We start from the raw sequence: 20,084 nt of genomic DNA on the forward strand, positions 1-20,084 counted from the left end.
CCTGGAAACGTCGCATGAAGGAGACCAGCCTTTCCTGTGCGTCCTGGTCGGGGTATATTCTGCCTGGTATGGTCATCATGTCGGTAGGCTTATTCACTTTTTGCTGCATCCCACATGGCCTCCCTCACTTTTTTTCGGAACTCTTTGCCCATTTTCATTCACGGGCCATCCTGAAAAGCCTTGCGAGTACTTTGCGCTTTTCGTTCAACCCCGAACCCTGCTCTGCGATTACCGCCACTATATCGTAGCCCCTGGAGCGGCAGTACTCTTCCAGACATTGCCTCTGGCGCTCCAGGTTCCCCGCTCCGGCCTGTTTGGCCGATGAAACGCGCGCGTAGACGACGGCCGGCGTAGGGTTATCGGGTGGACGCCCAGTATCTCTGCAGCTTTGCGTAAAGGGTAATGTTCCTCGAGTTCAGGTTTCATACTTTAAGTATAGCATTGATTAAAAAATAAGGCAACTATTGGTAGGACCGGCGGCCAGCGTAAGGGGCGCGGTTTACCTCTCGGGCATAGATAGCGGCGTGGTGATGGATATAGGCGGGACTTCCACCGATGTGGCATTCATAGTAAACGGGTTCCCGAGGGAATCTTCCATAACCGTGACGATGCCTGATTTGATACTCATCCTCGATTCGGAAACCGGAGAGCCCATAAGGACCGATATTGTAAAATATGGCTATCGGGGAACCATAGTGGTAGTGCCTGCGGATGAGAAGATGAGGACAGAAATGGGAATCAAAACTTTCGGGCCGAAGTATTTCGGCTATGACGAAGATTACGTTCCAGTGGAGGAACTTGTGAATTTATGATTAAGTAATACGGACACGCATGTCCGGTGATGTGGGGAGGTTAGCCGCCTCCCCACTCTATTAATAGTAATCTCAGTATTCTTTTAATCTATTATCAACTTGTGCGAGTAGTGAGAAATCTCTGTCGTCATGCAGCAAGTAGAGATTGTTTTCAATAGCTGTCTGTGCTATGAGCAAATCGATAGTACTACGAATAGTGATTCCCTTCTTTCTGCACTTTAAATATAGTTTTGCGGCATTCTCGTAAGATTTTATTCCGTGCTTTAGATCGTAGAATTTTTGAGTTCCAAGGTATTCTCTGAGTAAATTAAATTCCTTTTCCGTTTTGGCCCCTTGCAGTATTTCCTGGTAGATGAAGTTGTTAATTCCAAAAGGGATGTTGTTCTTTATTACTTCAACAAATTTATTTACCTTTTCATTTTCTACACCCTTAAAAAAAGCTATTAAAACGGATGTATCGACTAAAATCATTTACTTTCCCTCATTTTTTTGTAGTCATAATCCACGTCAAACTTTATTTTGCCTTTTAACTCAAGTAAATTTTTTCTTTTTCTGTTTTCTACAAATTCTTTTAAAGCTAGATTGACTACTTCTTTTTTAGTTTTTAACCCGCTAAGTTTTAAGGCCTCTTTAATGAGGTTTTCATCAATAACGATGTTCGTCCGCATCGCATACACCTCCTGATGTGTATTATAATACACATAAATTATTCGTTCAACAAAGTATTATTTCCTTTTCATACCGCCCTTATTGCAAATTCCGGACAGGAGGCGGTGCAGTAACCGCAGGTAAGGCACCTTCCCTCGTTTATCCGGGCTTTTTTCTTTTCTTCGTCGTAATCTATGGCAAAATTTGGACAAGCTTCTACGCAGGATTTGCAGCCCTTGCATAAGAATTCCATAACCATAAACTTCTTTTGTTCTTCCGAGAAAGCGGGCAGTTTTTCTTCTTCGTAAATTCCGTTAAAGTAATTTACGTTAAAATCCACTTCCTCCTTGCTCACCATTCCAATGGCAATTGAATGGTAACATTTCATGTTTCTTATAAAGTCCATGGCTTTTTTATAATCCTTCAAAAGCGCGCCGCCGCCCAGAACCTTCATTATCAGGATGCCTTTGCCGGATTTGAAAGCTTTTTCGATAGACAGTTTCATATCATCAACGCTGCCTCCCAATATACCTATGCCCTTGAAGTTTATTAAGGGGAATATTACGTCCAGGTCGTCCCGGTATGATGAAAGTTCTACCACTTTTACATTGTGGGTAGAAATTCCGACAGCCTTTATATATCCCCGGGCTTTATAGTCCATCAAGCATTTTAAGGCTCCTTTTCTCACTTCAAAGACATCCCCGTCTACCCTTGCTGCATGCATGAAAAAGATATCTATGTAGTTTCTGTCAAGGGATTTTAAGGCTTCATCGATGGCCCTTTCCATTTCTTCGTATGATGACGCAGTTGATTTGGTTGAAATTACGGGGTTTATTCCGGTGAGCTTTACCGCTTCCCTGATTGGATCGTAAGTCCTGTACATCTGGGCAGTATCCACGAAGTTTATGCCTTTTTTAAGGGCGTATGCTACCACTTCCGTGGAAGACTCAAGGTCCATATTTTTTTGCAGAGGCCCCATTGGAAGGGCTCCAAAGCAAAGTTCCGTCACTTCTATTCCGGTTTTCCCCAGAATATTTTTCTTCATCTCATCAGCCTCCTTCTAATTCCGTCAGGATTTTAGCTAAGCGTACCCTTTTACACAGTGCTGTATAGTTATCAGTTCTACGGAATTTCACGAATTCCTTTCATTATATCGTGGTTTTGTTGTATAATTAAGGTGGACGTTAATTTTTTTGAAAATATTTGTTAAAAATATAACAATACTTAAATCGTCAAAAAGAAGGTGTATCATTATGTTTGAAATAACGGTTTGCGTGGGAAGTTCATGCCATTTAAAAGGTGCATACGAGGTTATTAAGGAGTTCGAAAGGATCCTTTCAGTTTACGGGCTGGAAGATAAAGTAAGGCTGAAGGCCGGTTTTTGCCTGGGAAGATGCGGAGAAGGCGTCACGGTAAAGCTGGGGGAAAATTATTATTCGTCCATCTCTCCTAAGGATGTGGCGAATTTGGTGGAAGAAATAAAAAATAATATTTTGAAGGATGATGTGATTTGCAAGTAATAAGCGTATCGAGGGCCAACTGTAAAAATTGTTACAGGTGCGTGAGGCACTGCCCGGTAAAGGCCGTGAAGATTTCCGGTGGCCAGGCGGAGGTAGTGGAGGACCTTTGCGTGTTTTGCGGAAGATGCGTCATCGAGTGCCCGCAAAATGCGAAGAAGGTAAAAAGCGAGCTTGAAATCGTGAAGGATTTTATTAAATCAAAAGAAAGGGTTATCGCTTCCATTGCTCCGTCCTATCCGGCGGCCTTTGATGTAAAAAGCCCTTACGAAATGTATACGATGCTAAAGAATCTGGGTTTTTGCGGTGCGGAAGAAACGGCGGTGGGGGCCGAACTCGTTTCCAGCGAGTTCAGAAAAGTAGCGGAAACAAGCGATGTTTACCCTGTCATAACGACGGCCTGTCCCGTGGTAAAGAACCTGGTCGAGAAGTACCATCCGGCGCTCATGAAAAACTTGGCTCCCCTGGTTTCGCCGATGGTGGCCCATGCCCGATTTTTAAAGAAAAGGTTCGGAAAAGACGTAAAGGTAGTTTTTATAGGGCCATGCGTCGCAAAAAAGGCCGAAGCAAGGGACTGTAGCGTTTCTGGAGACATGGATGCGGTGTTAACCTTCCAGGAGCTGAAGGAATGGTTGAGTGAAGAGAACAAAGCTTCCACATTGGTAGACGTATACGCGAAAGAAAGCACCCTTGAACCTTTTGAGGCCAGAAATTACCCGCTGCCTGGAGGCCTTTTGAAGACCTCGCACATAAAAGGGGATTTTCTTTCGGAAGAAGTTTTAGTGGCGGATGGTATAGAAGAGTGCAAGGAGCTGTTAGATGCAATTGAAAAAGGCAAGGTAAATGCCAAAATTCTCGAAATGATGGCCTGCAGCGGAGGGTGTTTGGGCGGTCCCATGATGCCGCGGGAAAATTCGCTTTACGAAAGAAGGGCAAAGCTACTTTCTTTCATCAGAGAAAACCGGAGAGTGGAGAACTCAAAAATAAGAGATTATCTTTTCGAGATTGACCTTGGCCGGACCTTCGAGCGCAAGGTTCCAAATATTGCAGAGCCCACTGAAGAGGACATTAAGAAGATCCTATATAAAATAGGTAAGACTTCGCCAGAAAAGGAGCTAAATTGCGGTGCGTGCGGATATTCTTCTTGCAGGGAAAAAGCGGCGGCGGTTTTTAGAGGAATGGCAGAAGTCGACATGTGCATTCCCTATATGAGATCCAGGGCCGAATCCCTTGCTAATCTCATAATAGACAATACTCCCAATGCCGTAATTTTGGTGGATAAGGATTTGAAGGTGAGGGAAATAAACAGGGCCGGTGAAAGAATGCTGGGTGTAGAAAAGGAAGAAGTTTTGGGAAGGCCTCTTTCGGACTTTATGGACGACGGGGATGTGGGGTGGGTCCTTGTCAACAAATCCTCCCTTTCCAGCAAGAAGGAAAATTACCCCCGCGATTTTATGACGGTGCTCGAGAGCATTTTGTATATAGAAGATGCACAGCTGGCTCTCGTCATTATGCAGGATATCAGCGAGCAGGAAAGACAAAGAAAGGAACTTGAGAGGGTGAGGGAGGAAACGGTGAAGAAAGCCCAGGAAGTGATAAATAAGCAAATGAGGGTGGCTCAGGAAATCGCCGGCCTTTTGGGCGAGACTACTGCGGAAAGCAAAGTTCTTTTGCTCAGGCTAATTGAGCTCGTAAAGAGCGGGGGAAAAGAGCCGTGAAAGTGTTTACAGAAGTTTTTGCAAAAAGTTTAAATAAAAAGGGCGAGGAGCTTTGTGGCGATAGCGTAGAGGTGGTTCAGTCAGAAGACAGCATAATCGCTGTTATGGCCGATGGGTTGGGGAGCGGAGTAAAGGCCAATATACTTTCAACGCTTACAGTGAGAATTGCCTCCACCATGTTAAAAGAGAAGGCCTCGATAGAAGAAGTGGTGAGGACTATAGCTAATACGCTCCCCGTATGCAGGGTGAGAAAGCTGGCGTACAGCACCTTTTCTATACTGGAAATCAGCGATGAGGGGAAGGGAAAGCTTTTTGAATTCGATAACCCGCCGGCCATATATATCAGAAACGGAAAGGTCATCGAAATGCCGCGCCGGGAATTTTACGTAGAAGAAAAGAGGATTTACGAGTGCGATTTTACCGCCCTCCCGGGAGATAGGATTTTCCTCGTGAGCGATGGAATAATTCACGCCGGTGTCGGGGGTCTTTTGAACCTGGGATGGCAGTGGGAAAATGTGGCTGAATATCTGGAGCGGATGGCGAGAAAAAGATATTCGGTAGCTGAAATGGTGGAAAGGCTCATAGAAACCTCGGATCACCTTTATTTTGGTGCTCCCGGCGATGATGCGACTGTAGTGGGCGTAGGCGTGAGGAATTCGGAATTGGTGACGTTGTTGGTAGGCCCGCCGGAGGATAAATCAAAAGACAAAGAGGTGGTGCGAAAGCTTTTAGAAAGCAGCGGGAAGAAGGTAGTATGCGGAGGTACCACCGCCAACATAGTATCAAGGGAGACCGGAAGGGAGATAGTGACTAAGCTGGAATACGCCGATCCTTCGATCCCCCCACGGCACAAATAGAGGGGATAGATCTGGTGACGGAAGGGCTGATAACCCTTACGAAGTGCCTGGAAAAGCTGAGAAACCTCGCAAATGCGAATAATTTTACTATACCCCTGCTAAGGGATATAAAGAGAAAAAAGGATGGAGCATCGCTTTTGGTTGATATTTTGATAAACCAGGCGACCCACGTAAATTTTTTGGTAGGGAAAGCTGTGAATCCGGCGCACGAAAAAGATTTTTTTCTTGAGATATCCCGCGATAAGGTTAAGGTGGTTGAAGAGATAGCCCGGATTCTTAAAAAATGGGGCAAAAGGGTAAATGTTGAGTATTATTGATGCGGCCTTTTTTAGGCCGCTTTATTTTTTGGCAATTTACAATAAGTCAATATAATAGTAAAATTGTGTAAAGGCAAGCAATAAGGATAGTATAGAATGTTTTTATCGGGTTGTGGAGGAGGGAGGTGATCTGCATGACCCGATTTGATTACAAGTTTCTTTTTGAATCCATGCTGGTTCATTTAAAACAGGGCATTCTCGTTGTAGATACTAATGCTAATGTTGTGTTTTACAATGAGCCGGTCACCCAGATAGCGGGGATAGATCCGAAGGATGCGGTGGGTAAGAATATATTAGAGATATTTCCGGATTTGACTCCCGAGACAAGTACTTTTTACTACGTCTTGAGAACGGGGAAGCCACTAATAGATTATGTCCAGACCTACTTGAATTACAAGGGAGAAAAGGTAACCACTGTGACATCGACGATGCCGCTAATACAAAACGGGAAAATAGTGGGAGCGTTTGAACTTTACAGGGAGTTCTCTACATTAAGGGATCTTTCTGAAAGGATTATCTCCCTTCAAAAGGAGCTTTACAAGAAGGCTTCTTGTGAAAAAAGTTACAGCGATTGCAAGGCCATTTACACCTTTGATGATATAATAGGTAAAAGCCCGGCAATCAGGGAATTGATAGAAAAGGCTAGGAAAGTTGCTGATAGTCCATCGCCCATTCTTGTTTACGGCGAAACTGGAACGGGAAAGGAGCTTCTCGTTCAGGCTATACACAATGCCAGCCTGACAAGAAGGAATAAGCCGTTTATTGCCCAAAACTGCGCTGCCTTACCGAAGACGTTGCTGGAAGGGATCCTTTTTGGGACGACTGCCGGAAGTTTTACCGGCGCAAAGGACCGCCCGGGGCTTTTCGAACTTGCCAACGGTGGGACGCTGTTTTTAGATGAGATAAATTCCATGGATATAGAATTGCAGGCAAAACTCCTTCGCGTTCTGCAGGATGGGGTCATAAGGCGGATAGGAGGCATAAAGACTACTGTTGTGGATGTGAGGATAATTGCATCTACCAATGAACCACCACAAAAGGCAGTAGAGAAAAAGCTGTTGAGGGAAGATTTGTATTACAGGTTGAATGTAATTTCACTTACGGTTCCGCCGCTTAGAGAAAGGAAGGAAGATATTCCTCTTCTCGTAGAGCACTTTATAAAACAATATAATAAATTGTTGGGCAAAAGCGTAAAGGGTGTTTCCCGGGAGGTTATGGAGCTTTTCATGAATTACCGGTGGCCTGGCAATGTAAGGGAGTTAAAATCTATAATAGAAAATGCCATGAATTTCATCGAAGGGGAAATTATAGAACTAAAGGATCTGCCGCGGAGTTTTGGCGATTTAGTGACAGGTGATGATGGATGTTGTGCCGGAGTCGATCTTCAAGCTGGATTCCCGCCGTTAAATGAAGCAGTGAACAATTTTGAAAAGAACCTGATTCAGAAAGCGATAATGGCGGCAAATGGCAATTACGCTGAAGCAGCGAGACTACTGAAGGTACCTAAGCAAACCCTTCATAACAAAGTAAAAAAATATGGACTCAATAAAAAATTGCTGACAAAAAAGAATTACTTTACATTTAAAGTGTCAAAAATGTGAGATTTAGCGTCTCAAAAAAGGGACGCTAAATTTTTTTCTAGTTATTTCTACTACTTTTTTAAAGTTTTTTTGAGTATTATTGAGCAATAATCAGTTGGCACACTATTTGCAAATTGAAAAATATATGAAAATAGCAAATCATAAATCACATTAAGGAAAAACATAAATTTACGGTAAATATAGAGGAGGGATGAATTATATAAAATTTAATGAATTCATAGTAATATAATTACGGTAAGGAGGTATGGTATTGTGAGCGAAAAAAGAGAACAATGGGGAAGTCGTTTAGGATTCATTCTTGCTTCATTGGGAATGGCCGTTGGAACGGGGAATATATGGAGATTTCCCAGGATGGCAGGATTATATGATGGAGGATCTTTTCTTATTGCTTATCTTGTAGCGAATCTTATGTGGGCTATACCTCTCATGATGACTGAAATAGCTATTGGAAAGAGAATGAGGAAAGGAACGGTTGGTTCTTTTAGGGATTTTGTAGGACAAAAGTACGCTTGGTTAGGTGCATGGTGTGCTTTTGTATGTGCTGCTATTACGTTTTACTATGCGGTGGTATTTTCTTGGGCTTTGAGGTATTTTTTCATGGCATTAATTGGCACATTTAAGCCTGGACTTGATAGCCAGAGTTTGTGGAATAATGTCATAAATGATCCGATAAAAGGAATTTTGTGGGATTTTATTGCTGTTGCTATTGCCGGAATAATCATTTATAAAGGGGTACAAGGTGGATTAGAGAAAGCTAATAAAGTTATGATACCTACTCTTTTTATATCATTAATTATAACGGCAATTTGGGGTCTAACGAAACCGGGAGCAACATTAGGTCTTAAATATCTATTTGTTCCGAATTGGGCTGCTTTGGCATCTCCCGCTGTTTGGTTAAACGCTTTCGCACAAGCATCATGGTCTACAGGGGCTGGATGGGGTGAGATGCTAACATATGCTGTATACACAAAAGAGAATGAAGATGTTGTAGCTAATACTCATATGGTAGTTTTCGGGGACATGCTTGGGGCAATGTCTGGAGCTCTGGCCGTTTTGCCGTTAGTATTTGCCTTTTCGCCGAATGAAGCAGCGTCAATTGAAACTCTTAAAGCGGGAAACTACGGTTTGACCTTTATATATCTCACAAAGTTTTTTTCTGAGACGCCAGGTGGGGCTTTAATTGCTTCTCTGTTTTTCTTAGCACTTTCGTTTGCGGCTTTAACGTCCCTCTTGCCTCAAACGGAAGTAATTGTTCGCAATTATATCGATGCCGGTTATGACAGAAAAAAAGCTACGATTCTTGTATCGATTGCCGTGTTCATCTTTGGGATACCGTCGGCTGCCAACATAAAGTTTTTAAACAACCAGGATTGGGTATGGGGAGTTGCGCTTCTTGTTAGCGGTGTTATGTTTGCTTTTGCAGTTTATAGATATGGTGTTGATAAATTTAGAAATGAATTAATAAATCCAGATAGCGATATATCGATAGGTAAATCTTACAATATTCGGATTATGCTGTTCCCAGTACTTTTTGCAGTGCTATTCGGTTGGTGGATATGGCGGTCGTTGACATGGCATCCCACTGACTGGTGGAATCCGTTCCTGGAAGATAGCGTTGGAACGATAATAATGCAATTCGTAATAGTCGGGCTGGCGTTGTACCTGATGAATGACAAATTTGCGAAGTGGATAAAGTCGTAGACTAGCGAGAAAAAATTGTAGGTTATGGAGGGTCAGTAATGAATGAGACTATAATTTGGATGGTAATTATGATTTCCATTTTTTTGGGTGGCTTCTTATACTATGCAAATATTGCTGCAAAAGGTGAACAAAGGAAGAGATAAAAATTATAAATTTTAGGAGGGGATATTATGGCTATTCCCTGCGATGCCATTGAAAAAGAAATCCAGAAAAGGAGGTCCGCTGTCCGTCCCATAAATGAGCGGATCGCGAGGCTTCGCGAAGAAAGCGTTAAGGCTCAGGTTAAAATCTCCGCCGAGAGGGCAAAGATCATAACGGAATTTTACAAGAGCGGCATAGCAAAAGACGAGTCCATTCCGGTGCAGCGCGCCATGGCCTTCAAGTACTTGATGGAGCGGGTGAGCCTGCCGGTGGAGGAAGGCCAGCTTATCGTGGGGCTCAGGGGAACCGGTCCGCAGGAGGTGCCCACCTATCCCGAAATATGCACCCATAGCATGCAGGACCTGGAAATTCTGGATTCCAGAGAAAACATGCCCTACAAAGTGGATGAAGAGACGAAAAAGCTTTACGAAGAGGAGATAATTCCCTTCTGGAAGGGCAAGACGGTGAGGGAAGAACTTTTTGCAAGCCTTCCGCAGGAATGGATCGATGCCTATGAAGCGGGGATATGGACCGAATTCATGGAGCAGCGGGCTCCGGGACATACCGCTGGTGGGGAGAGAATTTTTGAAAAAGGGGTTCTCGACATAAAAGAGGAGATAAAAAAGAGTATGCAGGAACTCAACCCCGATGATCCGGATTATAAGGAAAAGATGGAAGAATTGAAGGCTATGGACATTGCAGCTGATGCCATTTTGATATACGCCCAGCGCTATGCAGAAAAATTGGAAAAAATGGCCCAAGAGGAAGAAAATCCCGAGCGCAAAAAAGAGCTTGAAGAAATGGCGAGAATCTGCCGCAAGGTTCCCGCTCATGCGCCGGAGACCTTCTGGGAAGCCCTGCAGCACTACTGGTTCGTTCACGTTGGAGTGGTCTATGAGACCAATCCCTGGGATTCCTTCAACCCGGGCAGATTCGACCAGCACCTGTATCCCTTCTACGAAAAGGATGTAAAGGAAGGAAGGCTCACTAGGGAGAAAGCTAAGGAACTTTTGGAGGCTTTCTGGGTAAAGGTAAACAACCAGCCGGCGGTTCCTAAGGTGGGAGTGACGGCGGAAGAAAGTTTCACGTACAACGATTTTACGAAGATAAATATAGGGGGCCTTAAAAAGGACGGCTCCGACGGAGTAAACGAAGTGTCCTACCTGCTCTTGGAAGTACTGGATGAAATGAGGACGCTTCAGCCGAACACTGCGCTGCTCGTCAGCAACAAGAACCCGGACAGGATATTGATAAAGGCGCTGCAAGTCGTGGCACCCGGGTTTGGCGAACCACCGTTTTTCAACTTCGACGGCGTAATAGTGAAGATGTTAAGACAAGGAAAGACTTTGGAGGATGCGAGGACGGCCGGAGTCAGCGGGTGCGTTGAGACGGGCTCTTTCGGCAAAGAAGCCTATATACTCACGGGCTACTTCAACCTGCCTAAGATTCTGGAAATTACCCTGAACAACGGAATAGACCCGCAGACCGGCAAAAAGCTGGGGATCGAAACCGGAGATCCGGCTAACTTCAAATCCTACGAAGAGCTGTGGCAGGCTTTCATGAAACAGGTAAAGCATTTCATGGACATAAAGATGAAGGGGAACGACATCATAGAGGAAATATACTCGAGGCAGCTTCCCGTGCCGTTCCTGTCGCTTTGGATAGATGACTGCGTGAAAAAAGCAAAGGACTACAATTCCGGTGGGACGAGGTACAACACGCAGTACGTGCAGCTCGTGGGGCTCGGCACCGTGGCTTTCAGTTTGAGCTCGCTAAAGTACCACGTCTTCGATGAAAAGACGACGAGCATGGAAGAATTTTTAGGGGCATTGAGGCAGAATTTCGAAGGGAAATACGAGATTTTGAGACAGAGGATATTGAATAAGACCCCAAGGTACGGGGAGGACGACGATTACGCCGACGAGATAGCGAAAAGACTGGTGGATGAGGTAGTCGGGATAATAGAAAGCTATCCGCCGACGCCGGTGAGGAGGGCTTCGAGAAGGGCGTATTTCCTGCCCACGACGGCCCACGTATATTTCGGCAAGGTCACCGGTGCCACGCCGGACGGCAGAAAAGCCGGTTTTCCGGTGTCCGAGGGCATATCTCCAGTGCAGGGAAGCGACAGAAGAGGAATAGCGGCAGTCTTCAGGTCCGTTGCGAAGTGCGATTGGGATAAGACCGGAGGGGCGCTTTTAAACCAAAAGCTCACGCCGGACCTTTTGGAGGGCGAGGAAAACCTGAAGAATCTCGCAAGCCTGATAAGAACGTTCTTCAACATGGGCGGGCACCACGTGCAGTTCAACGTGGTGAGTGCGGAGCTTCTAAGAGAGGCCCAAAAACGCCCAGCGGATTTCCAGGACCTGATGGTGAGGGTGGCGGGATACAGCGACTACTTCGTGAATTTGCCGAAAGGACTGCAGGAGGAGATAATAGCGAGGACCGAACACAAGGAGATTTAGCTTATTTGATGCCACAAGGAGGCATTTAAATGACGTACAACGGGTTGATATTCGATATTAAGCGCTTTGCGGTGCACGACGGGCCGGGAATAAGGACCACCGTCTTTATGAAAGGCTGTCCGCTCAGGTGCTGGTGGTGCCACAATCCGGAAGGCATATTGCCCAAAAATGAGATAATGTTTTTGGAGTACAAATGCATGAGGTGCAGGACCTGCGCCGGGGTATGCCCGGCCGGGGCAATTTTTTTTGAAAATGAACGCGGCTTTCCCAGAATTGAAAGAAGCCTGTGCATAGGGTGCGGTATATGTGCCGACGCCTGTCCGACGAATGCGATGAGGCTCGTCGGGAGGGTGATAAATGTAGATGAGCTTATAAAAGAACTGGAAAGGGACGTGCTATTTTACGACAAATCCGGCGGCGGCGTTACTTTTTCAGGGGGAGAACCCCTCTCGCAGCCGCATTTTCTGAAGGAAGCTCTAAAAAAGTGCAAGGAACACGGCTTCCACACCGCTCTTGATACTTCGGGCTTTGCGCCCCGGGATGTTTTTGAGGAAATTATGGAGTATGTGGATTATTTCCTTTTTGACCTGAAACTTGCAGGAGAAGAAGAGCATAAAAAATATACAGGAGTCTCCAACGGGCCAATAAAGGAAAACCTGCGAGTTCTCGATGAAAAGGGAAGGGGCAAGGACGTGCTCCTTCGCCTTCCCGTAGTTCCAGGTATTACCGATACTGATGAAAATGTAAAAGGCCTTGTGGAATTCGCATCTTCGTTAAAAGACATAAGGCAAATAGAACTTTTGCCCTTCCACGATGTGAGTGAAAAGTACGCAAGGCTTTCAAGGGAATACAAAATGTTGGACTATAGCGCACCGCCTCCGGCTACCATGAAGCGCATAAAAGAAGCTTTTGAAAAAATAGGTTTTAGTGTGAAAGCTTAACCAGCTTTTTGACCAGATTTACTGCTGAAACCGCATCGGGAGCGTAACCGTCTGCCCCTATCATCTTTGCAAATTCCTCGGTGACAACAGCACCGCCCACAATTATTTTGGAAGGTATGCCCCGGGATTTTGCAAGGTCCACCACGTCCTTCATCCTGACCATCGTCGTCGTCATCAATGCGCTCAATCCTATTATGTCGGCATTGCTTTCTATTGCTGCTTCTATAATTTTCTCTTCCGGTACATCCACTCCGAGGTCTATTACGTTAAAACCATTGTTTGAGAGCATCAATTTCACGATATTCTTACCTATGTCGTGAATGTCCCCGCGGACGGTGGCTAAAACTACCGTGCCGTGGGATTTTTGTTTTTCCGAGCTGATGAGTGGGCGAAGATGGGAAAAGGCCATCTCGGCAGCCTCGGCTGCTGCGATGAGCTGGGGGAGGAAGAATTCGCCCGTTTCGTACTTTTTGCCCACTTCTTCTAGAGCAGGTATGACCATCTCGTTTATGACATCGAGCGGACTATGTCCGGCTTTTAAGGCCAAATCCGCCAGATCTTTTATGTTTTCCGCATTGCCGTTAATAACCGCGTCCTTCAAGGTTTTCTCGGAAGTTTTTTCTACTCGCCCGGAGAAAACGTAATATTCGCCCCTCTCATCGCGGTCGGTCAAGAGATCGGAAGCCCTTAAGGCACCTATTACTTCAGGGCTCAGAGGGTCTATTATCGGAAGGTCCAGGCCTTCTTTTATAGCCATGGAAAGAAATGCTGCGTTTAAAGTCTTCCGGAAGGGAAGGCCGTGGGATATATTGCTTATCCCGAGTACCGTTTTCACGCCAAGTTCTTTTTTTATCAGGCTGATGGCTTTTAAAGTTTCAATTGCCTGGTTTTGATGGACACCGGCTGCAAGACAGAGGCAATCGATGAAGATAAAGTTGCGGTCGATGCCGTATTTTTCCGCGTATTCGACGATTTTTTGGGCGACCTTCAGGCGCTTTTCGGCACTTTCCGGAATTCCGCTTTCGTCCAGCGTAAGCCCTATTAAGGCAGCGCCGTAGCGCCGGGCAAGGGGGAGTATTTTCTCGAGCTTATCCTTAGAACCGTCTACCGAATTTATTATAGCCCTGCCGCAAAAGTATTTAAGGCCTGCTTCGATAGCTTCGGGGTTGGAGCTATCTATGGAAAGGGGAACATCAACCGTTCGCTGGATGGATTCCACCGCCTTTGCCATTGCGGATGCTTCATCAATTCCCGGCACCCCTACGTTTACGTCGAGAATAGAAGCGCCGGCCCTCACCTGTTCTTCGGCTTCCTTTATTACAGGACCGAAGTCGCCATTTTTAATCGATTCTGCGAGCTTTTTTCTCGCTGTTGGATTTATTCGTTCTCCGACGAAAGGCGTAGGACCTCTTCCTTCTATGTAAAGGGTGCGAGTGCGGCATGCTAAAAAACACCTTCTGTCAGGAAAGCGCAAGGGCGGGCGAAGATCCGATACGGCTTCGGAAATAGCCTTTATGTGTTCCGGCGTGGTGCCGCAGCATCCGCCTACCACAGAAACGCCCAGGCGGACCATCTCCCTTGCATATTTGGCCATATATTCGGGTGTGACTGCATAGGATTCGACACCGCCTTTTGTATCGGGCAGTCCGGCATTGGGCTGGGCAGAAAGGTATACGCCTCCTGCCCTGGCCATCTTTTTTATGATTTCTATTGCTTCTTCCGGGCCCAAACTGCAGTTTAAGCCGACTACCGTGGCGCCCATGGCAGAAAGGACCCTCGCTGCGGTTTCCGGATCGCTGCCTGTGATGGTCCTTCCGTTTTTTTCGTACGTCATCTGGCATATAACTGGGATATCGCCGAATTCCTTAACCGCGAGGAGGGCAGCCCTCATTTCCTGAAGGTCGGACATGGTTTCTATTATTATCAGGTCTGCACCCGCTTCCAGGAGGTAACCAGCCTGCTCTTTAAAAGCGGCGTAAGCTTCGTCAAAAGAAAGGTCGCCAAGGGGAAAGATGAGCTTTCCGGTAGGACCTATGGATCCGGCAACTAGAACCTTTGTTCCCGCGGCTTTTCGGGCGATTTCGACTGCCCTGTAATTCAATTCTTTTACCTTATCGGCAATACCAAAGGCGGAAAGCTTGATTCGATTCGCTCCGAACGTGTTAGTTTCAATAACCTCAGCCCCTGCATTGATGTAAAGCCTGTGGACGTTTTCTACGGCATTAGGGAATTCAATATTTAGCAATTCGGGACATGAGCCCGGGGAAAGACCATTTTTAAAGAGCATTGTTCCCATAGCACCGTCAAATATCAAAATTTTCTCCTTGAGCAACTCTATTAATTCGCTGGACTTCAAGATTTTTCCTCCTTTAAATTTTTTCGATTTCGATGTCACCTTTTGCGCCTAAGTGTTCGCCAATGATTATCAAGGCTCCTATGACTCCTTCTATGCTCAGGGCAAATTCTAAAGCGTCCTTCATATCATTCGGGGACTTAACACGATTGCCCGTGGCAGTTGCTACCGCATCAGCAAGGGTTGAATTTTCCGCTACTATTACTGCTGCATCGGCTTTGCCGAAGCTCTATGAATGGCCGATGGTGCCTGCTGAGGTGCATATACCCAGAGGGCGGCCGATTGTATTGAGTTTTAAAGCGATTTTATTGCTGAAGGGAGAATCGCCGGCGAATCAAAATCACTCCTTCTCGGTGCAAAGTTCAGTAAGAGGCAACAAAAAAGCCTCTTCCGATAAGAAGAGGCATGCTTTTCCGCCTCTTCTTATCTCTCAGGACATTTCGTCCTGCAGGAATTGGCACCTTCGCATCTTGTACGATGCGGGTTGCCGGGTTTCATTGGGCCAGTCCCTCCACCGCTCTTGATAAGAAGAGTTTCAAAGATATTTGGTTTTCAAAGTTTTAAATAGATAATAACAGATGTATTTTTTCATGTCAATAATTTACTTGCGATGAAGGAGCATTTAATAAAGTGGACATTTAGGCGGAGATCACCAGGGCTAAAATTACGGCGGCCGATTTATATTTAAAATTGAAAGTTGGTGTGGTATATTCTTGTTAAGAAAGATCATGCTGGAGCGTGGTGGAGATGAAGGAAAGCGGCAAATCGCCTTGCGCACTTCCTCTTTCCGGATTTTCGGACAGGGTCCCCAAGCTCTTTGGAATTCCATCGGGCGTGCCGGGACTGGACGAATTGTTTTTCACATTTCGGGTTGAAGGTGAGGAAGTGAAGCGGTTGCCCTTAAACGGATTTCCTTCCGCAGCAGTAATTCATCTCACGGGAGTGCCGGATACGGGAAAGTCCCTCATAGGCGAACAATTCTCCATAACCCAGGCTTCTTGTGGCTACAACGTCCTGTACGTGACGGTAGAAGTACCGGCTCCATTTTTGGCCTTGAGCTTCAGGCAGCGTTCTCAGGCATTGAAGGTGGATTGGGAGGTGATAAAGGAGAGAATATTCATAGTAGATGTTACGGCGCATCCGGAACTTAGAGAAAATGTGGGCGATTTGTGCGCCTTTCTTTCAAAAACTATCGAGAAGGAAAAAATAAATTCCACTGTAATAGATTCTATCACTGGACTGTACGAAGGCAAGGAAATGCTGGCGAGGAGTATTGTAAGAAAGCTCTACGAAACTATGAAAAAACATTACCAGACCGCCATATTTATTTCGCAAAAGCGAAGCAGCCATGAGGAAATATCATCGGAAGCGGCGGGAGGCTACGCGGTGCCCCATATAGTGGACTGCACGATTGTTTTATCAAAAATCGTGCTGAACTCCAAGGCGGCAGCTACCATGTACAATAGAAAGCCTGGGGAGGTTTTGAGGACGATAAGAATAGACGGATGCCGAATGTGCGGCCACGATCCGAACGTTCACCTCTTGGAGATAAATGAGTGGGGAATTTTGCAGGTGGGAAAGCCGCTTTATGAAGTGCTTCGCTAGAGCCAAAAATAGCCGGCCTTTAAGTGCGGCTTATTTTTTTTCTATTCTTATAATCCCTTATGGCGTCGTGAAGGGCATCGGCGGCTATGTTGGAACAATTGAGCTTCTGGGGCGGAAGGCCGTCTAAAGCCTCGGCTACCTGCTCGTTGGTTATTTTTAAGGCTTCTTCGATGGTTTTGCCTTTTGCAAGAACGGTCAGCATGCTGCTCGCTGCGATGGCCGCACCGCAGCCGAAGGTTTTGAATTTTATGTCGTCTATGATGCCGTCTTTCACTTTTATGTAAATCGTTATAGAGTCTCCATCTACCGGATTTCCAGCATGGCCTATTCCATCGGCATCGGGGATTTCCCCCGCGTTTCTCGGATTAGACAGGTGGTCGAGCACTTTGTCGTTGTACAATATTAAGCGCCCTCCTTTTCATTGTTCGAAGTGACGTCGATTCCCGTCTTTAATATTTCCGCTACAAAACTTATTTTATTTGCCAGTTCTTCGAATTCTTCAGGGGTGTATCCCAGCAAATCGGCGCCTACATCGTAATTCCAGCATTTATACAGCAACTCCAGCCGTTCAAAGAAGCTCATTTTCCCAAAGTCTTCAGAAACTATCGCCAGGTCGACGTCACTTTCTTTTAAGGCATCGCCTTTCGCGTACGAACCAAATAAAATGACCCTGTTTATTTTAATGTATTTCCGGAGTTTTCCTGTATAGTCGCTGATAATCTCCATTATTTCATTTTTTGCCTTAACCATTGCAATACCCTCTCGGTTTCCTTTAAAAACTCCCGCGCGATTTCGTCGTTGTACATTTTATGGCTAGGGCCTCCGGCAGCGTCTGGGTATCTTGAAACCATATAATGGGGATTTAACTTTAAAATTATCGTCTCCATCTCTTTGTTAGGGGCTTGATCTATCATCTCCAGCAAGGTAATTAAATTGTGAGTTTTAGGCGGAAACTCTTTTTTTAGAAAAATTACGAGCGCCTTTAAAAGTTTTTCGACCGCCTGATGGCACATAAATATGCAGTAATTGTATCTTCCGGCTTTAAACATGGCCTTTGCGGTCTCAAAGTCGTATTCGGAGCTTTCAAGCCAGTCTAACACTTCCTGACGCAATCAAGACAACCCCTTGGTATTTTCGTTTGTCGTAAATTATATCATAGTTTTGATGTGTTTCTCAATGTTCTGTTTTTTCGTAAGTGACCGTTGCGAATTCGTCGCATATGTCAATTCCCGTTTTGATAATTTACCGGCTCCACGGCTTTCCTCAAAACTTCCCACTGGTCCTTTGTAATGAGTCCCAGCCGCCAAAGGGCGATGCCCGAAAGGTTGTAACGCTTTGCGATGCCGATTTTCGTAAGCAGGCTTTGTGCAGTCTCTCTTGGTATGGATATGCCAAGCATTAGTTTTTCCGGCGGCACCTCGGCTTTTGCCATTTCTATCGCCTGCAGTACCTTGTCCACCAGCTCAGGCGAACTGCCGTAGTCGTACGCCATTATTATAATGCGGTCGGCTATGGCGCCCAGGGTTTTGTAGTCGTATCCCTTATAGGCGCTGTTGGGAGCGTGAAGCGTGAGCGTCAGGGTCTTTGAAGGGTCTAGTTTTTCGGAAAGGATCCGGACAAAACTGGTAAAGTTTTGGCGGGTTTTCAAAAGGTTTTCCCCGCTTTCGTTTAACCCAAGCCCTTCCAGGTCCAGGTTTACGCCAGAATAGAGCTTGGATTCTTCCGCGATAGCTTCGGCTAGCTTTTCCATGGCTTCTTTTGAAGAAAGAAGTTCCGTAATGTCTCCGCTGCTGTCGGTGGCATGGATTACCATTTCCGTTCGCAGGTTATAAAGCGATGCGACTTTTAGCACATCTTCCCAGCCGGCAGGTCTTTGCCACCCGGTATTGCTTTGTGTTAGAAGGTTTCCGCCTTTGTCAAGGCTGTACCACCCAAGTGCAAGTTCGCTTATGGCATCGGTGTTTCCCTTTGAGTGCTCAGGGTAAGGCTTTCCGAAAAGGTTGGTCCAGCTGCTGGTTCTGCTGTCGCCGAGAGCGTAAAAGCCGATGACCGCCATTTTTCTCCTGGGGGAAACTATCCTTACCGTGTATGATGCATTATCCCACTCTACGTTGCAGCCGAAGGCTTCGCTGAAAAAACGAAGGGGTATTAGCGTCCTTCCGTTCATAATCATCGGTGGGACGTCCAGAGCGACCGGCGCGTTGTTGCGGTATGCCGTTTTATCACCTATGCGAAGCAGTATGCGGGTGATGCCGTCGCTTGCCGTAACTGTTCTTGATTTTTCATCCCAAGATACCGGAACGTTCAATGCTTCGGATACGGCGCGAAAGGGGACTAGGGTTCGCCCATCTTTGATAATTGGGGGAACGTCAAAGTTGAGCGGAAGCCCGTCGACAACGATCGAAATGGTCCTTTCCTGAGCAAAGGAAGGAGTATTCGTGCCTTCAGTCAGGACTACGATCGTAAAAAGCATGAGGAAAGTAAGTCGCAATATTTTATTCAAGTCAGCCCCTCCAGTCATTTTCTAAGAAAATTCTATCAAAAAATGCGGATGAGCACAAGGACAGACTCTGTGTTCTAAAAGTTTTCTTCATAAATAAACACATCTTCTATTCCAACACCGAATACCCTCGCTATTTTAAAAGCAAGTTCCAGAGAAGGGTAGTATTTCCCCTTTTCCAGTGCTATAACCGTTTGTCTGGTTACACCTAGTTTTTTGGCCAGGTCTTCCTGGGTCATGTCGTGCATAGCCCTGAAAACTTTTATTTTATTTTTTATCATCGCCGTCTTCTCCCGCAAGATTCTTGGTATAAAAGTAATATAAGAAAGAATAAAAAACCAGCATAAAGCAAACGGAATAGAGCAAGGTGAAACCTGCTATCTCCAGTTCCGGATGGACCCTTTTATATCCCAGAAAGATTAAGCCCAGGATCGTCATCGAGATTCCAAATACGTCGATGGTCTTTTTGGAGGCCTTCCCTGCATACTTCTCGATCATTTCATCTTCTATTACATCACTTACTTTTGACCTGAGCAGGTATACGAGCAATGTGCCTACGACGGGAAATACCGCTGCATAAGAAGCCTTATCGCTTGCTACTAAGAAGCCTGTGGCTGCACCGACAGCGGCACTTATCAAGGCAACCAATATAGAAAATCGCCTTCTGTCCATAACGATCCTCCAATCTTTCTTTTTTAGTATATTGTAACACAATGTAGACAAAAAAGTAAAGAATAAATTACATATTGTAAACATAAGATTACTCATAGTGTATGTAATACCATGGTAAATATATCTTGATCCTAGAAATGAGTGATATATAATAGTTTCTATAAAAAAGAGAACTTCTTGGGGCAGGGGCTATGGGAGTGCTTAAATACCGCCTGCTGGGAATGAGCACTCTCTGAAAG

21 protein-coding genes and 1 riboswitch are annotated in these 20,084 nt (G+C 45.5%); of the genes, 10 read left to right on the plus strand and 11 right to left on the minus strand.

The features are described 5' to 3' along the window. Positions 1-154: 154 nt before the first annotated feature. Entirely contained in the window at positions 155-295 is a 141-nt protein-coding gene (locus tag AN618_RS14140) for a recombinase family protein (RefSeq protein ID WP_425402672.1), read from the minus strand. Between the two features lie 169 nt (positions 296-464). Between AN618_RS14140 and AN618_RS13485 the strand changes: the two genes are divergently transcribed. After that, entirely contained in the window at positions 465-812 is a 348-nt protein-coding gene (locus tag AN618_RS13485; protein ID WP_066352886.1) for an S-methyl thiohydantoin desulfurase domain-containing protein, read from the plus strand. Positions 813-884: 72 nt separating this feature from the next. On the opposite strand, the gene vapC is transcribed toward AN618_RS13485, so the two are convergent. From vapC to AN618_RS05180, 3 genes are all read right to left on the minus strand, one after another. Beyond that, positions 885-1,283, minus strand: a complete 399-nt coding sequence (gene vapC / locus AN618_RS05170) for a type II toxin-antitoxin system VapC family toxin (protein ID WP_066352888.1) — start codon at positions 1,281-1,283, stop codon at positions 885-887. Beyond that, entirely contained in the window at positions 1,280-1,480 is a 201-nt protein-coding gene (locus AN618_RS05175; RefSeq protein ID WP_066352890.1) for a type II toxin-antitoxin system VapB family antitoxin, read from the minus strand. Before AN618_RS05175 ends, vapC begins: the two co-directional genes overlap by 4 nt. Positions 1,481-1,548: 68 nt before the next feature. Next, positions 1,549-2,505, minus strand: coding sequence for an aldo/keto reductase (locus AN618_RS05180; RefSeq protein ID WP_066352892.1), 957 nt, complete (start codon positions 2,503-2,505; stop codon positions 1,549-1,551). A gap of 208 nt (positions 2,506-2,713) precedes the next feature. Here AN618_RS05180 and AN618_RS05185 point away from each other — a divergent pair, with 208 nt between their 5' ends. The 8 genes from AN618_RS05185 to AN618_RS05215 all read left to right on the plus strand — a co-directional run bounded on the left by AN618_RS05185 (position 2,714) and on the right by AN618_RS05215 (position 12,715). Continuing rightward, positions 2,714-2,980 carry a (2Fe-2S) ferredoxin domain-containing protein gene (locus AN618_RS05185; RefSeq protein ID WP_066352991.1) on the plus strand — a complete coding sequence of 89 codons (267 nt, stop codon included), beginning with the start codon at positions 2,714-2,716 and terminating at the stop codon, positions 2,978-2,980. Then, complete coding sequence (locus tag AN618_RS05190) at positions 2,971-4,695, plus strand: [Fe-Fe] hydrogenase large subunit C-terminal domain-containing protein (RefSeq protein WP_066352894.1); 1,725 nt, start codon at positions 2,971-2,973, stop codon at positions 4,693-4,695. The genes AN618_RS05185 and AN618_RS05190 overlap by 10 nt, the downstream gene beginning before the upstream one ends. After that, positions 4,692-5,552 (plus strand): PP2C family protein-serine/threonine phosphatase, encoded by an 861-nt coding sequence (locus AN618_RS05195; RefSeq protein WP_222926334.1) that lies wholly within the window; start codon positions 4,692-4,694, stop codon positions 5,550-5,552. The genes AN618_RS05190 and AN618_RS05195 overlap by 4 nt, the downstream gene beginning before the upstream one ends. Positions 5,553-5,566: 14 nt before the next feature. Then, entirely contained in the window at positions 5,567-5,869 is a 303-nt protein-coding gene (locus AN618_RS13490) for a hypothetical protein (protein WP_222926336.1), read from the plus strand. A 134-nt stretch (positions 5,870-6,003) separates the two neighbouring features. Further along, the gene (locus AN618_RS05200) at positions 6,004-7,470 is read left to right on the plus strand and encodes a sigma-54 interaction domain-containing protein (protein WP_066352895.1); all 1,467 of its coding nucleotides are present in this window, start codon (positions 6,004-6,006) and stop codon (positions 7,468-7,470) included. A gap of 252 nt (positions 7,471-7,722) precedes the next feature. Beyond that, positions 7,723-9,171 (plus strand): sodium-dependent transporter, encoded by a 1,449-nt coding sequence (locus AN618_RS05205; protein ID WP_066352897.1) that lies wholly within the window; start codon positions 7,723-7,725, stop codon positions 9,169-9,171. Positions 9,172-9,341: 170 nt separating this feature from the next. Further along, positions 9,342-11,774, plus strand: a complete 2,433-nt coding sequence (hypD, locus tag AN618_RS05210) for a trans-4-hydroxy-L-proline dehydratase (protein ID WP_066352899.1) — start codon at positions 9,342-9,344, stop codon at positions 11,772-11,774. A 29-nt stretch (positions 11,775-11,803) separates the two neighbouring features. After that, complete coding sequence (locus AN618_RS05215) at positions 11,804-12,715, plus strand: glycyl-radical enzyme activating protein (protein ID WP_066352902.1); 912 nt, start codon at positions 11,804-11,806, stop codon at positions 12,713-12,715. Here the strand turns inward: AN618_RS05215 and AN618_RS05220 are convergent. Further along, positions 12,699-15,071 (minus strand): homocysteine S-methyltransferase family protein, encoded by a 2,373-nt coding sequence (locus AN618_RS05220; protein ID WP_066352903.1) that lies wholly within the window; start codon positions 15,069-15,071, stop codon positions 12,699-12,701. The genes AN618_RS05215 and AN618_RS05220 overlap by 17 nt on opposite strands. 417 nt (positions 15,072-15,488) lie before the next feature. Beyond that, positions 15,489-15,598, minus strand: a riboswitch (SAM riboswitch). 217 nt (positions 15,599-15,815) lie between these two features. Here AN618_RS05220 and AN618_RS05225 point away from each other — a divergent pair. After that, positions 15,816-16,673, plus strand: coding sequence for a KaiC domain-containing protein (locus AN618_RS05225; RefSeq protein WP_066352908.1), 858 nt, complete (start codon positions 15,816-15,818; stop codon positions 16,671-16,673). Positions 16,674-16,692: 19 nt separating this feature from the next. Here the strand turns inward: AN618_RS05225 and nifU are convergent, their stop codons facing one another. The 6 genes from nifU to AN618_RS05255 form a co-directional block, all read right to left on the minus strand. Next, a complete protein-coding gene (nifU, locus tag AN618_RS05230; protein WP_066352910.1) occupies positions 16,693-17,073 on the minus strand; it encodes a Fe-S cluster assembly scaffold protein NifU in 381 nt (126 codons plus the stop codon). Positions 17,074-17,075: 2 nt separating this feature from the next. Then, a complete protein-coding gene (locus tag AN618_RS05235; RefSeq protein WP_066352915.1) occupies positions 17,076-17,423 on the minus strand; it encodes a nucleotidyltransferase domain-containing protein in 348 nt (115 codons plus the stop codon). Next, complete coding sequence (locus tag AN618_RS05240; protein ID WP_066352917.1) at positions 17,399-17,785, minus strand: HEPN domain-containing protein; 387 nt, start codon at positions 17,783-17,785, stop codon at positions 17,399-17,401. The genes AN618_RS05235 and AN618_RS05240 overlap by 25 nt, the downstream gene beginning before the upstream one ends. Before the next feature lie 110 nt (positions 17,786-17,895). Further along, on the minus strand, positions 17,896-19,194 hold the full coding sequence (locus tag AN618_RS05245; RefSeq protein WP_066352918.1) for a stalk domain-containing protein: 1,299 nt from the start codon (positions 19,192-19,194) through the stop codon (positions 17,896-17,898). Between the two features lie 56 nt (positions 19,195-19,250). Beyond that, positions 19,251-19,454, minus strand: coding sequence for a helix-turn-helix transcriptional regulator (locus tag AN618_RS05250; protein WP_157081635.1), 204 nt, complete (start codon positions 19,452-19,454; stop codon positions 19,251-19,253). Further along, positions 19,441-19,845 (minus strand): DUF2178 domain-containing protein, encoded by a 405-nt coding sequence (locus tag AN618_RS05255; RefSeq protein ID WP_066352923.1) that lies wholly within the window; start codon positions 19,843-19,845, stop codon positions 19,441-19,443. The genes AN618_RS05250 and AN618_RS05255 overlap by 14 nt, the downstream gene beginning before the upstream one ends. Positions 19,846-20,084: the final 239 nt, after the last annotated feature.

The organism is Fervidicola ferrireducens (assembly GCF_001562425.1).
Lineage (GTDB): Bacteria > Bacillota > Thermosediminibacteria > Thermosediminibacterales > Thermosediminibacteraceae > Fervidicola > Fervidicola ferrireducens.